Here is a 12791-nt window from a genome sequence, read left to right as displayed (position 1 = left end):
AGCCCGTGTGCAGGCAGGTGGAAGGCCCCGCCCTAGACTTCGCGTCTCGTCCAATGTCCCTTTCACACGCTGCACTCCAGGAGAAACACGCATGAAGCTCTTCCCGCGCTGGTGGCAACCTGCCGTCCTTGGGCTGGCCACGGCCCTGCTGTTCGTCCCCGCCGCCCAGGCCGAAGCGCCGCAGCAGAAAACCCAGGTGCCGGGCTACTACCGCCATATGGTCGGCGGCTTCGAAGTCACGGCGCTGTACGACGGCCAGATCGAGCTGGACACCAAGATCCTGAAGCAAACGCCAACCGAGCAGATCCAGCGCCTGCTCGCCGACATGTTCCGCAACAACCCGACGCCCACCGCCGTCAACACCTTTCTGGTCAACACGGGCAGCCAGCTGGTGCTGATCGACACGGGAGCGGGCCGGATGTTCGGCAACTCGCTCGGCAACGTGGTCGCCAACCTTCGGGCAGCGGGCTATGCGCCCGAGCAGGTGGACGCCGTGCTGCTGACCCACCTGCACGGCGACCACGTGGGAGGCGCGGTCGATGCCGAGGGCAAGGCGGTGTTCCCCAACGCCCAGCTGTTTGTGGCGAAGAAGGAGGCCGATTACTGGCTCAGCCAGGAGACGATGGCCAAGGCGCCCCAGGAGGTCCAGGGCTTCTTCAAGATGGCGCAGAACGCCGTAGCGCCCTACGTCGCCTCAGGAAAGCTGAAAACCTTCGAGGGCGAGCAGGAACTGCTGCCGGGCATCCGGCCGGTGAACACCCGGGGCCACACGCCGGGCCACACCAGCTATCTGTTCGAATCCGGCGGCCGCAGCCTGCTGGTCTGGGGCGACATCGTGCACAACGCCTATGTGCAGTTCCCGCGCCCGGACACCACCATCGAGTTCGACATCGACCAGAAGGCCGCGGCTGCGACACGCAAGCGTCTGTTCGAGAACGCGGCACGCCAGAAGCTGACGGTCACCGGCATGCACCTGCCCTTCCCCGGCATCGGCAACGTGCGCTCCGAAGGCAAGGCCGGCTACCGCTGGGTGCCGATCGACTACGGCCCGGTCCGCTGAGCGGACCCGGCGGGTTTCAGTTGCGCCAGTCGCCGTGGCGGCCGCCGTGACCGCGGTGGCCGCCATGGTGACCGTGATGACCATGGTGGTGGCCATGATGGCGCCAGTGATGGTGATGGCCGTGGTGGTGGTGGTGGCGCCAGCCATGGCGGGGATAGGGCTGCACATAGACCGGCTGCGGCTGGTAGATCACCTGCGGCGCGCCATAGACCACCGGCGCCTGCGGGTAGACCACCACAGGCGGCTGGTGCACCACCACCGGGCGGGCATTGCCCACCGTCGTGGTGACACCGGGACCATGCACGCCCACCGACCAGTAGACGTCCGAAGCAGAGGCCGGGGCGGCGGCCAGGGCGCCCAGCACGAGGGCAGCGCTTGCGAAAAGGGCACGTCGGTTCATCTGAGTTCTCCTTGGAGGCCTTTTGCGGCAGGCCTTGCGCAATTAACGCCGCAGCTGCGGTTTCGGTGGTCACGCTTTACCTTGGCTTTACCTTCGCGTCGAGGAGTAACAACCGGCTACGGAACGCATCGCCGGCGGCATCTCACCTTTCCACGCAGCGGGCGCTCACCCCGCCCCCAGCCTCGGCCCCGACAGCATGACCTCGCCAGGGGCAACCGGCAAGGGCGCATCGGCGGGCTCGGCACTGAGCAGCAGGGAGGTTGCCGCGGGCAGGCGCCAAGCCTCCGGCTCGGTGGTGGCGAACTGGTGCCGGCGCTGCGTCAGTGGCCAGGGCAGCGTCCCCAAGCGCAGCACGCCGCTGTCGGGCAGGCGCGCCCACAGCACCGCGTGCCGGTCGTTGGGCCATTCCAGCGGTGCCAGCAGGAGCACCTCCAGCCGGCCGGTCCCCGTCTCGCTGCTGACCAGCAGCGCCGGGTGACCGTCGTGATCAGACAACAGGGCCAAGGGGCGCGCGGGCGGCACGCGGGCGGCCATGTCGCGCGGCGACACCAGGCGCTCGGGTGCCGTCTCCAGCGTCGCGAGCAGGGCCAGCAGCCCGAGCGTTGCGGCGGCCGCCCAGGTGACGGCCAGGCGCAGCGGCCAGCGGCTCACCACCACGCCGACCGAGCGCACCACCGGGTCGCCCTGCCCGAACAGCCGGCGTTCGAGGCGTCCCCAGGTCCCGGTCGGCGCCGACTCGCGGGACAGCAGGCCCGCCATGGGCATGAGCCGGCACTCCCATTCCTCGACACGCTGCTGCAGCCACGGCAGGCCCGCCATCCAATGCTCGAAGCGGCGGCGCGCACCGCCTTTGAGCGAGCCGATCACGTAGTCGCCGGCGAGACGGTCCAGCACGGCGGGAGGAGGCATCTTCATCGCAGCGACCCGAGGCAGTCCTTCAGATGAGCGAGCGCACGGCGCAGCGTGGCACGGGCTTCGGCAGGCGCCAGTCCAAGCTCCCGGGCGACCTCAAAGGGGCCCCAGTTGCGCAGGAAGGCCAGGGAGAGCGCCTGGCGCTGCGCCAACTCAAGCCGGCCGGCGCAATGCAGCAGGCGCTGGCGCCGGCGCAGTTCGCCTGCCCAGGCGCCGAGAGCCGCCGGCTTCGGGCGCCACAAGGCCTCCAGTTCGGCCGCGTCCCATGCCGGCCCGGGGGCCGCCGGCTCGATCGCCAAGCGCTCGAAGGCGAGGCGGCGCAGCAGCGCCGTGATCCAGGTCATCGCCGGGACACGCGCCGCATCGAAACCATCGGCGCGGTGCCAGATCGCCATATAGGTCGCCTGCAGCAGCTCGACCGCCGCGGTCTCGCTGTGCATCAGGTAGCGTGCCACGGGGAAAAGCTGGTCCTGGGTGTGTTCATACAGCGCTCGCAATGCCGAGCGGTCGCCTCGGGCCACGAGGGCGAGCAGACCAGGAAGATCGACGTTGGAGAACATCGTGGAAAACCCAGGGTGGCAAAGTGGCGGCGACCATAGCAGAGCGCTGCAATGACGCTTGCGACCTTTTGTTTTCGCTGCATACAAGCAGTGTGTCCCCGCTATCGTCATTGGATGGCTGCAGCGAGGACGCAGGGTGAACCCGGCCCGTAGAATGCCCGTAACCTTTTTCACCTTCTCTTATTGCCCCCTCCAGCCACCATGACGGCCCCTTTGAAAGAAGAGCACAAGCCGAGCAACTTCCTGCGCGGCATCATCGAGCGCGACCTCGCGGAAGGACGCTACGCAGGGCGCCACTTCGGCGGCAGCCCGGGCGACGGCAGCCACCACGCGGCCGGCAACCCGGATCCGGCCCGAGTCCGGCTGCGCTTCCCGCCCGAGCCCAACGGCTACCTTCACGTCGGTCACGCCAAGAGCATCTGGGTGAACTTCGGCCTCGCGCAGGACTATGGCGGCGTCTGCCACATGCGCTTCGACGACACCAATCCTGAGAAGGAAGAGCAGGAGTACGTCGATTCCATCCTCGAAGCCGTGAGGTGGCTGGGTTATGGCTGGGAGGCACACGGCACTTCGCACCTCTACTACGCCAGCAACTACTTCGACTTCATGTACCGGGCGGCCGAGTACCTGATCGAAAGCGGCCACGCCTACGTCGACGAGCAGACGCCGGAGGAGATGCGCGCCAACCGCGGCGACTTCGGCACCCCCGGCACCAACAGCCCCTATCGCTCGCGCCCGCGGGAGGAAAGCCTGGCGCGCCTGCGCGAGATGCGCGACGGCCGGCATGCCGACGGTGCGATGGTGCTGCGCGCGAGGATCGACATGGCCTCGCCCAACATCAACATGCGCGATCCGGCCATCTACCGCATCAAGCACGCCACCCACCACAACACCGGCGACCGGTGGTGCATCTACCCGATGTACACCTTCGCGCACCCCATCGAGGACGCGCTGGAGAACATCACTCACTCGGTCTGCACGCTCGAGTTCGAAGACCAGCGGCCCTTCTACGATTGGGTTCTGGAGCGCATCGTGCCCATCTTGCGCGGGCCCGAGTTCGAGCGGGCGCTGCAGCTGGTCGAGCGCGTGCAGCAGCAGGGCGGCGAAGCGGCGCAGGCCTTCGCGCTGCATTGCGCGAGCTTCGCCCACAAGCTCGACGACGGCGCGGCCGAAGTGCGGATGCGCGAACTGTTCGCACGCTGGGAACAAGACAAGACCGGCGTCACGGCCGATCTGCCGGGTTTTTTCGAACTGCTGCGCTGCGAGGCCGAGCAGTTCGCCCCGCTGCTCGCGCATGCCCTCGAGAAGTACAGCATCGAGCCCTTCAAGCTGCCGCACCAGTACGAGTTCGCGCGCCTCAACCTCACCTATGTGATCACCAGCAAGCGCAAGCTCAAGCAGCTGGTGGACGAGGGCATCGTGAGCGGCTGGGACGATCCGCGCATGCCCACGGTCGTGGGCCTGCGCCGGCGCGGCTACACGCCCGAGGCCATCCGCCTGTTCTGTGAGCGCAGCGGCGTCAGCAAGGCTGGTGGCTGGATCGACTACAGCAACCTCGACGGCGCGCTGCGCGACGACCTGGAAGGCAAGGCGGCGCGCGCGATGGCCGTGCTCGACCCGCTCAAGCTCAGGATCACCAACTGGGCCGAGGTGTTCGGCGACGCCGCGCACCAGGAGTCCTGCTCCGCACCGGCCCACCCGGCCCGGCCCGAGCTTGGCAGGCGCGACTTCCTGCTCGGCCCCGAGCTGTGGATCGAGCGCGAGGACTTCACCGAGACGCCGCCCAAGGGCTACCACCGGCTCTACCCGGGCAACATGGCGCGCCTGAAGTACGGCTACGTGATCAAGTGCACCGGCTGCGAGAAGGACGCCGACGGCCAGGTCGGCACCGTACTGGCCGAGCTGGTGCCCGACACCAAGAGCGGCACGCCCGGGGCCGACAGCGTGAAGGTCAAGGGCGTCATCACCTGGGTCGGCGCCGCCGACGGTGTGCCGGCCGAGGTGCGCCTGTACGACCGACTGTTCCGCGACGCCCACCCGGATGCCGGCGGCAAGGACTTCAAGCAGGCCCTCAACCCGGACAGCAAGAAGGTCGTGACGGCCTATGTGGAGCCCTCACTCGCCGCAGCTGCGGCCGACGAGCGCTTCCAGTTCGAGCGGCATGGCTACTTCGTCACCGACCGCCACGACCACGCCGCCGGCCGGCCGGTGTTCAACAAGATCACCGGCCTGAAAGACAGCTGGGCCAGGTAGGCCCGGCGGCGGCCGGATCGCCGGCCTCGTTTCCGAGCAGGTCGAGGACGGCCTCGGCCACCTCCTCGACTGGTACCTGCGCCACCAGTGACGCCCGGTGCCGCAGTCCTGCCCCTGGTAGGGAAAGGGGTCGCCGTAGTCGTGGCCGCAGACCGGGCAGTGCATCTGCCAGGACAAGGCGGCGCGGTGGCGTACCTGGTGCAGCGGGGCGGCATTGATGAGGTTCGGGCCCCAGTAGATCGTCACGGTGGCGGCCCCCACCGCACGCGCCAGGTGGGCAGGTCCGGTGTCGTTTGCCACGACCACCCGGGCTCCTGCGAGCAGGGCCGCGAGGACCCGGGTGGGCAAGCTGTCGCACAGGGCCAGCGGCGGGCGCGCCAGGGCTGATGCCACTCGATCGAGCCGCTCGCGCTCGGCCGGCCCGCCTGTCAGCACCACCTCGCAGCCCAGTTGTTGCAAGAGCCGGCCGATGGCGGCGTAGCGTTCGCCGGGCCAGCAGCGCCGCACGTCGCTCGCGCCCGGATGGATCACGGCATAACACCGACCCGCAAGTGCCGGGCAGCCTGCGTGCAGCGCTTGCAGATCCTCCCGGATCAGCGCCAGGCGCGGCGCCCGGTACCGCGCGCTGGCGCCCGCGAGAGCGACGGTCTCGAGGTGGCGGACGACCTCGTTCTGGTAGTGGCGGTAGGGCAGCCAGCGGTCCAGCAGAGGCGCATCCGGGGTGCGCCGCCCCACGGTCGCGCGAGCCCCCAGCTGGCAGAGAAAGGCGTTCGATTGCCGCCCCCCGCCATAGAGCTGCACCGCCAGGTCGAAACACTCCATGTGCATCGCCTCGAAAAATCGCTGCAAGGTCGCGGGGTCGGGCAAGGCCGCAGGCGCAGCTTGGAGGCCGTGCCGGTGCGGCAGGCTGATGACCCGGTCCACCGGTCCTGGCCGTCCCGCCAGGAAGGGTCCCACCCAAGCGGAAGCGAGCAGGACCAGTTCCACTGCCGGGTAGGCCCGCCGCAGCGCGGCAAGCGCCGGCTGCGCAAAGACGAAGTCACCCAAGGCCGGCGGTGTCAGCACGGCGATGCGGTCCACTCCCTCCAATTTGCGGAAACCGCCCCGTACGGCGGGCAGAGCGTCAAACAAAGTTGGCAGCTTCACGCTGCCACTTCAGCAGATGCAATACCGGGTTTGTCACTTGGGGAAACAAGCAGGACCGGTGCGCCATTTTTCACGCCGCCTGTCCATCCACACCGGCCGCGGACCCCGCATGCAGCAGAAAACTTTGCACACTGCGGATCGTTTTGCCTGTGGTTTCGGGCGCTGGCCCGGGAGGTAGTGGTGTGTTTTTGTCCGAGTTCAGACCGGGCTGCCGCGTCGTCGCCGCAGTCCTTGCGCTGACGGCCGCCGGGCCTGCCTGCGCCGCCGACGGCGCAAGCCGCATCGTGGCGCTGGTCGTTTTCGCCTGCCTGCACCTGGGGCTGTTCCTGGGCCTCCTGTCGGGGGCCGTCCCGCGCGGCGGCGGCGGCCGCTCGCACGCCCTGTGGTTCACCCTGGTGCTGCTGGGCTACCCCTGCAGCGCCTACGGCGTGTTCTCGGTCCTGCTGTTGTCGCCGGCCGGCAACCTCGCCGACGGGGCCGACTTCGCTCGACTCGTGGCCGGGGCGCTCGCCGTGCAGCTTGCCATCTGGATCGCGCTGGGGCTGCTGTTCTATGTGTGGCAACGCAAGGTGCGGCGCGAGTACGAGGAATGGCACACCCGCATCGAGCAATGGTAGCGGCGAGAATCGGCCACCTTGCCTTCCAGGAGCCGACCCCGTGGCCCGTCTTTCACATCTGATCGACTCCCCCTGCGACCTGCCGACCAGCGGGCCGCTGCGCCATGCCGGTTGAACCACTTGGGCCGACGGCGCGGCGGCGGCGAGGTCCGCGCCTGGTTCTTCTTGCGCTTGCCCTGGTGCTGCTCGCCGGGCTGGTCCTGCCAGAGCAGGCCCTCGTTCCGGTGCAAGGCGCCTCTGCACGCGACTGGAACCCGCGCTCGTTCTGGTTCGAGCCCTGGGGCGCCTCGGGGGTGCACAAGGGCATCGACATCTTCGCCGCGGAGGGCCGGCCGGTGCTGGCCGCCGTGCCGGGCCTGGTGCTCTACCGGGGCGAGCTGGGCCGGGGCGGGCAGGTGGTGGCCGTGCTGGGCCCGAAGTGGCGGGTCCACTACTACGCGCACCTCCAGCAGGTGCATGCCGGGCTGCCGCGATGGGTGGCGCGTGGACAGGCACTCGGCAGCGTGGGGCGCTCGGGCAATGCAGCGGACAAGCCGCCCCACCTGCACTACGCCGTCGTGTCCCTGGTGCCGCTGCCCTGGCGGGCGGCCTCCGGCAACCAAGGCTGGAAACGCATGTTTTTCATCGATCCGGGCGAGCTGCTCGGTCCGGCCTCGCGCGCCGAAGGCCTGGCCCCGTCGCCGCGCCTTGCTGCCCTTTCGATGTGAAGCAGACCCTGCACAAGAATATGGCAGTCCGATGACGACCCGCACCCACAGCGGCTGCGCGAGATCGCCCTACAGCTTTTCCACAGGGCCATCCACACGAGCTGTGGACGGTGCAGCGCTGCGCCCCCGCCACGAAGGCCTTCGGCTATCCTGTCGGCCTGTCCTGAGGGGCAGATGCCGCGCCCCATTCCCGCCGCCAGGCAGACCGCAAGGCCCGAGCCCACTGTGATCTTCAACAGCCCCGTCCTGTCGTTTGCATTCGCCGTGCTCGTGGCCGTCGGCCTGGCCGCGTGCCTGCAGCGTTTTGTCCTGCGGCGCCCCTCGCCGGACTTCGCGGCGCGCCGCCTCGCGACCTTGGAACTGCTCGGCCAGCTGAGCCTGCTGCTGGCGCTGGCCGGTTTTGTCGCCGGCTATGCCGACCTGCACTTGAACTTGCGACGCCTGCGCACCATGGCCGAGGCCAGCCGGGACGCCGAGCAGTTGCGCGGCAGAGCCCGCGCCTTGCTGACGCACGAATGCGCCAGTGGCGATGAAGACGACGAGGTGTTCAAGCGCCCCAAGTTCGGCTTCTGCCTGAAGGAGGCCACGGGTCCCGAGGAAAGCCTGATGCCCACCGCGCGGCTGAAGCCGGAGGACTGCCCGGCCGAGGTCGACGAGTTCCTGCAATGCCGCAACTACCTGCCCCCGCAAGCCAGGCTCTGCAGCGCCGCACGGCGACTCGCCGAATCGTCCACGCCCTTCCTCGAGACGCGCCGGTTCGGCGAGGTGCTGCTCGAGCAGTCGCGCTTCACCCTCTGTCCGCAGTCAGGCGTGGCGATGGACCATGCGCTCGCCCTGATCGCCCGCTTGGACGCGGACGGCCGTGTCGCGGCCGAGACTGGTGAGGTGCTCGGCAACCGCCCTGAACTGCCGCGGGGTCAAACGACGGCCTACCTCTGGATCGCCGTCGTCTTCGGCGTCTTCTCGATGGCCCTCAAGCTGGCACTGGCGCTGCACCGCTGGAAGCAAACGGGCACGCAGGCCCCGGGCAACTGAGCCTTTCGCCCCCTGGTTGAGCTGGCAGGCGACATGTCGCGGCCTTCAGAAGTCGTCAGGGTCAGGGCCGCCAACATGCTTGCAGCTACACATTGATGATGACTTCATGCCCTTGAAGGCATTGGTCGATCCCAGGCCATAGCGGAACATCCTCCCGGGGGTCAGCCCCCGACACCCAACACCCAGGAGGATTTCCATGACCTTGAACCGAGTTCTGTCGGCCCTCGGCCTCGCCGCAACGATGCTGAGCGCCACGGTGGCCCAGGCTGCCGTCACGACCTACACCGACCTTGCGAAATGGAAGGTCGACGTGGGCACCTATCAGGGCACCGCGGTCGTTCCCGGCTTTGATTTCGACAACCCCACCTCGGTGGTGCTGTCCGGCGGCTCCACCCTGGATGCATTCTCGTCCCCGGTGCAACACCTCACCGTGGGCAGCACCTGGCTGACCTGGCCCCACCAACCGGGCTCGGACGGGACCACCGTGTTTTACAGCAGCGGTGCGAACTCGCTGAGCTTCGACTTCTCGCCCGGCGTGGTGCTGGCCGGCGTGAACCGGGCCGAGCGGGTCGATGCCTTCGGCTTTTTCGTCGAGCCCAATCCCTTTGGAGAGTTCAAGATCACGCTGGATCTCTCCACCGGCGAGTCCATCACCCAGACCGTCGACGGCCTGGGCGGCGCGAAATTTTTCGGCTGGGCCGGCGGCACAGTGACCGGCCTGACCCTCTCCAGCGAGGTCGACTTTGCCTTCGGTGACTTCTACGAAGGCAGCCTCGTTCCGATTCCCGAGCCGGGCACCTACGCCCTGTTCGCGCTGGGTCTGGGCGGCCTGGTCCTGGTACGGCGTCGCCGGACCTGAGCCCTCCCCGGCCTCGGCAGCCTGGAGGCAGTCGCCGCCGGCGTCAGACGGCGCTGACAGCGCGCTGCGCCCGCGTCCGAGTGCGGTGTCCGTCCCGCTTTGTCACGATGGACTGGAAGGCTGGCGTTCATGTCGAACGCCTGGCGCTCCAGACAGTGAGGGACTTTGATGGACAAAACCGAGCATCCGGAAACGATGGGCGTGTTCAAGCCGGTGGGCCACGTGGTGATTTCCTTCCGGTCCGAGTCCGACGCCGACAACGCAGTCGAGGCCCTGGCCGATGCCGGTTTCAGCGGCGCCTATGTGGTCCGCTACACCCCCGAACAGATGAAGGTCCAGGTGGAGCGCGACATCGCGCAGGCCAGTCCCCTGGCGTCGTTGGGACAAGAACTGAATCTGGTCAAGGCACACGGAGAACTGGCCGAGAAGGGCTACCACTTCCTGGTGGTGCACGCTCCCAAGGACGAGGAGACCCGCACGGTGGGCGAGATCGCCCGCTCGTGCAAGGCCGAGCGGGCGCAGAAGTACGGCAGCTTCGTGATCGAGGAACTGATCGAAGTCGGCTCCGAGCCTCGCCAGGTCTTCGAGTCACCCGACCGGGGCCTGGACGCCCAGACCCGTTCGGGCCGCGAGGGTCAGCACCGCTGAGCCTCGCGGCTCCCGGGGCCGGCGTGCGGCCGCAGCGCCTCGGCGGCCGCGGCCGCCTGCGCCAGCAGGGCCGGGTAGTCCTCGCGGGTGTGGATCGCGGTCGCTCCGTGGCGCTGCACCAGCAGTTGCGGCAGGGCGCGCTGCGTGAGCACGCCGGCGTCCGACGGCGGCAGCACGGCGAACAGCTGCCGCCGCAGCGCCAGCATCGCTTCTGCCTGGCCCAGCGCCGCGCTCTGCTCGGCTCCCTCGACCACGATGCCGGCGCAGGCTAGGCCCGCCTCCAGGCGGTGCCGGGCCGGCAGCAGTTCCCTCCTCGGACGCATGCCGCAGGGGTGCTCCGAGAGCAGGGCGCCACCGGCGGCGCGCACCCGCTCGGCCAGTTCCCGCAGCGCCTTGGGCCCGGGCTTGTCGAGGCCCTGGCCCAGGATGGCCAGCGGCGCCGTACCGCCCCGCAGTGCCCCTTCGAGGGCCGCTTGCGCGATACCGGGTTCGAGCGCGGCGGCAACCGTCCACCCGGCCTCGGCGAGAGCCGCACCCAACCGTCTGGCAATCGCGGAGCCGTGCCCCCCGGCGCGGCGCGTGCCGACCACCGCCACGGCGGGCAGGCGCGCCAGCACTTCCATGGCACCCTGCACGAACAGCAGCAGCGGACTGCCCTCCAGCGGACGCAGCGGCGCCGGATAGCTCGCCGAACGCAGCGTCACCGGCACCACGCCCAGCGCCAGGCCCTGGTCGACCTCGGAACGCGCCTGGGCAAGCGTCGCGTTCAACTCGCCCGGACGCACGCCGGCCGCCTCCAGCAGCGTGAGGTCAGCGCGTGGGCCGGGTTCGTCCGCCCCAGCGATCAGCAAGGCGCGCAGCCGGGCTGCGTCGACGCGGCCGGAGCGCAGCAGCGCCAGCACGCCGGCCGCCAGGGCGACCTCGCTCGCATCGACCGCACCCGGCCGGCTCTCGTCCTGGGAGCAAATGTGCATGGCCTGCATTGTGGCCTGCCCGCGTGCCGTGTCTTTTCACCGCTGTTGCCTCGCGGCGACGCGCATGGCCCCTGCCCAGGCAGTTCGCCACGCTCGCTCCGCCCGGCTCTCTGGTAGGCTGTGTCCTGGAACCGTCGCCAGCGGGCGACAGCCGCCCGGCCCGCCCTTTTCGGGGCGCGATGTTGTCGCGCCCCTCGCCTTGGCCATGAACCGAAGAACTGCAGACACGAAGCCCCCGATCGAGAACCCGCAACGGGAAGCGGCCTTGCGCACCGTTCGCAAGCTGATGGCTTTCTGGGGGCTGACACCGAAAGACCTGCGCAGGGCGCCGGAGGCGCTGACGCCCCTGCCGCGCGAGCAGGTGGTGCGTTACCGCCACCCGGCCACGGGCGAGTGCTGGGACGGCAGCGGACCGCAGCCCGACTGGCTCAAGCGGGCTCTGCTCACGGAAGGCTATACGGTCGCGCAACTGCGGGTCGGCGAGGATCTGCATGCTCGCCTGGGCAGCAGCACCGCGCCTGAAGCACGCGGACGGACGGACGCGGAGCCCGACGCCACCCGCTGACCACGCCGCGGGCCTTCCTCAGCCCTTCGCTGCGCCCTCCCCCGGCGTGGCCGGCGCATGCCGCGCCGCCTTGGCGATCACCTCGTGGGCACGCAACTCGGCATTCAGCGCCGCCTCGAGGGGCGAGCGGCACAAGCCGGCATGCTGGTAGTTGAGGTTCTCGTACAACTCGGCGGCGGCCGGAAAGGCAGACAGCACCGCCTCGAGCGCCGGCTCGCCGGCCAGTTCCTGCAGGGCCTGCGACAGTCGGCCGGCCACGACGCGGTATTGCTCCGGTGACACCGCCTTCCCACTGCGATCGAGAAGGTCCAGCAGCCGGGCCAGCGTCACCACGACGCTCAACCGGGCCGGAAGCAGAGCCTGTTTGCTGCTGAGGTTCATTGCATATCCCTGACGTTGCGGGTCCAGGGGCGCTGCCCGAAACAGCGTCCCGGCTTTCAGGGCAGCAGGTGGGGTCGGTGGTGCGCAGCTTCAAGACGCTGCCGAGCACCCGCCGATGGCAGCCGGCCGGTGCCGGCGATCAGGGCGCCGAGGCGCCCTGCTCCTCTCGCTGTGTGAGGTACAGGCGCAGATCGAACTCCAGCTGGTGGTAGTCGGGCGCCATGTGGGTGCAGAGCTGGTAGAAGGCCTTGTCGTGCGCCTTCTCCTTCAAATGCGCCAGTTCGTGCACGACGATCATCTTCAGGAACTCGGCCGGCGTGTCCTTGAAGAGACTGGCAACGCGGATCTCGCGCTTGGCCTTCAGGCGGCCGCCCTGCACCCGCGCCACGGTCGTGTGCGTGCCCAGCGCATGGTGGATGACGTGCAGCCGGTTGTCGTAGGCCACCTTGCTGAGCGGATCGGAACTGCGCATGTAGCGGTGCTTCAGTTCCAGCACATAGTCGTACAGCGCGCGGTCGGTGCGCACTTCGTGGCCCAGCGGGTAACGGTGGGCCAGCATCTCGCCCAGTCGCCCGGCATCGATGAGCTGTCGCACCTGCCGCTGCAGGGGCTCCGGATATCCCGCCAAGTACTTCAGCGAGGTCGAGGCGCTCACCCTGACACCCGGTCCGCCG

Annotated in this window: 14 protein-coding genes and 1 pseudogene; 8 read left to right on the top strand and 7 right to left on the bottom strand. The window is 69.2% G+C overall.

Features of this window, described 5'->3' with window-relative positions:
* The first annotated feature begins 91 nt into the window (after nucleotides 1–91).
* Nucleotides 92–1060, top strand: coding sequence for an MBL fold metallo-hydrolase (locus tag OOT46_RS15660; RefSeq protein WP_265404549.1), 969 nt, complete (start codon nucleotides 92–94; stop codon nucleotides 1058–1060).
* A 16-nt stretch (nucleotides 1061–1076) separates the two neighbouring features.
* Here OOT46_RS15660 and OOT46_RS15655 read toward each other — a convergent pair whose 3' ends face one another.
* From OOT46_RS15655 to OOT46_RS15645, 3 genes are all read right to left on the bottom strand, one after another.
* On the bottom strand, nucleotides 1077–1460 hold the full coding sequence (locus tag OOT46_RS15655; RefSeq protein ID WP_265404548.1) for a hypothetical protein: 384 nt from the start codon (nucleotides 1458–1460) through the stop codon (nucleotides 1077–1079).
* Nucleotides 1461–1625: 165 nt separating this feature from the next.
* Nucleotides 1626–2375: a hypothetical protein gene (locus tag OOT46_RS15650; RefSeq protein WP_265404547.1), complete on the bottom strand. Its 750-nt coding sequence runs from the start codon at nucleotides 2373–2375 to the stop codon at nucleotides 1626–1628.
* Nucleotides 2372–2932: a sigma factor gene (locus tag OOT46_RS15645; protein WP_265404546.1), complete on the bottom strand. Its 561-nt coding sequence runs from the start codon at nucleotides 2930–2932 to the stop codon at nucleotides 2372–2374. The genes OOT46_RS15650 and OOT46_RS15645 overlap by 4 nt, the downstream gene beginning before the upstream one ends.
* A 201-nt stretch (nucleotides 2933–3133) precedes the next feature.
* On the opposite strand from OOT46_RS15645, the gene OOT46_RS15640 reads away from it, so the two are divergent.
* Entirely contained in the window at nucleotides 3134–5185 is a 2052-nt protein-coding gene (locus OOT46_RS15640; protein WP_265404545.1) for a glutamine--tRNA ligase, read from the top strand.
* A 240-nt stretch (nucleotides 5186–5425) separates the two neighbouring features.
* On the opposite strand, the pseudogene OOT46_RS15635 reads toward OOT46_RS15640, so the two are convergent.
* Nucleotides 5426–6013: pseudogene (locus tag OOT46_RS15635) on the bottom strand (glycosyltransferase family 9 protein); the annotation flags it as partial.
* A 506-nt stretch (nucleotides 6014–6519) separates the two neighbouring features.
* Between OOT46_RS15635 and OOT46_RS15630 the strand changes: the two are divergent.
* The 5 genes from OOT46_RS15630 (at nucleotide 6520) to OOT46_RS15610 (ending at nucleotide 10197) form a co-directional block, all read left to right on the top strand.
* Entirely contained in the window at nucleotides 6520–6948 is a 429-nt protein-coding gene (locus OOT46_RS15630) for a hypothetical protein (RefSeq protein WP_265404544.1), read from the top strand.
* Between the two features lie 104 nt (nucleotides 6949–7052).
* The gene (locus OOT46_RS15625) at nucleotides 7053–7655 is read left to right on the top strand and encodes a M23 family metallopeptidase (RefSeq protein WP_265404543.1); all 603 of its coding nucleotides are present in this window, start codon (nucleotides 7053–7055) and stop codon (nucleotides 7653–7655) included.
* A gap of 174 nt (nucleotides 7656–7829) precedes the next feature.
* On the top strand, nucleotides 7830–8690 hold the full coding sequence (locus tag OOT46_RS15620; protein WP_265404542.1) for a hypothetical protein: 861 nt from the start codon (nucleotides 7830–7832) through the stop codon (nucleotides 8688–8690).
* 196 nt (nucleotides 8691–8886) lie between these two features.
* Nucleotides 8887–9549 carry a PEP-CTERM sorting domain-containing protein gene (locus tag OOT46_RS15615; RefSeq protein WP_265404541.1) on the top strand — a complete coding sequence of 221 codons (663 nt, stop codon included), beginning with the start codon at nucleotides 8887–8889 and terminating at the stop codon, nucleotides 9547–9549.
* A 168-nt stretch (nucleotides 9550–9717) separates the two neighbouring features.
* Nucleotides 9718–10197 (top strand): hypothetical protein, encoded by a 480-nt coding sequence (locus OOT46_RS15610; RefSeq protein ID WP_265404540.1) that lies wholly within the window; start codon nucleotides 9718–9720, stop codon nucleotides 10195–10197.
* On the opposite strand, the gene OOT46_RS15605 is transcribed toward OOT46_RS15610, so the two are convergent.
* Nucleotides 10185–11171, bottom strand: coding sequence for a DNA-processing protein DprA (locus OOT46_RS15605; RefSeq protein WP_265404539.1), 987 nt, complete (start codon nucleotides 11169–11171; stop codon nucleotides 10185–10187). The two genes, OOT46_RS15610 and OOT46_RS15605, sit on opposite strands and share 13 nt — an antisense overlap.
* A gap of 205 nt (nucleotides 11172–11376) precedes the next feature.
* Here OOT46_RS15605 and OOT46_RS15600 point away from each other — a divergent pair, with 205 nt between their 5' ends.
* On the top strand, nucleotides 11377–11736 hold the full coding sequence (locus OOT46_RS15600) for an H-NS family nucleoid-associated regulatory protein (RefSeq protein WP_265404538.1): 360 nt from the start codon (nucleotides 11377–11379) through the stop codon (nucleotides 11734–11736).
* Between the two features lie 18 nt (nucleotides 11737–11754).
* On the opposite strand, the gene OOT46_RS15595 is transcribed toward OOT46_RS15600, so the two are convergent.
* Both OOT46_RS15595 and OOT46_RS15590 read right to left on the bottom strand, forming a co-directional pair.
* Nucleotides 11755–12117, bottom strand: a complete 363-nt coding sequence (locus OOT46_RS15595; protein ID WP_265404537.1) for a hypothetical protein — start codon at nucleotides 12115–12117, stop codon at nucleotides 11755–11757.
* Between the two features lie 139 nt (nucleotides 12118–12256).
* Nucleotides 12257–12772, bottom strand: a complete 516-nt coding sequence (locus tag OOT46_RS15590; protein WP_265404536.1) for a YgjP-like metallopeptidase domain-containing protein — start codon at nucleotides 12770–12772, stop codon at nucleotides 12257–12259.
* Between the last annotated feature and the right edge of the window lie 19 nt (nucleotides 12773–12791).

The organism is Aquabacterium sp. A7-Y (assembly GCF_026153205.1).
In the GTDB taxonomy this organism is placed as follows: Bacteria; Pseudomonadota; Gammaproteobacteria; order Burkholderiales; family Burkholderiaceae_C; genus Caldimonas.
This window is presented reverse-complemented; position numbering and strand designations above follow the sequence as displayed.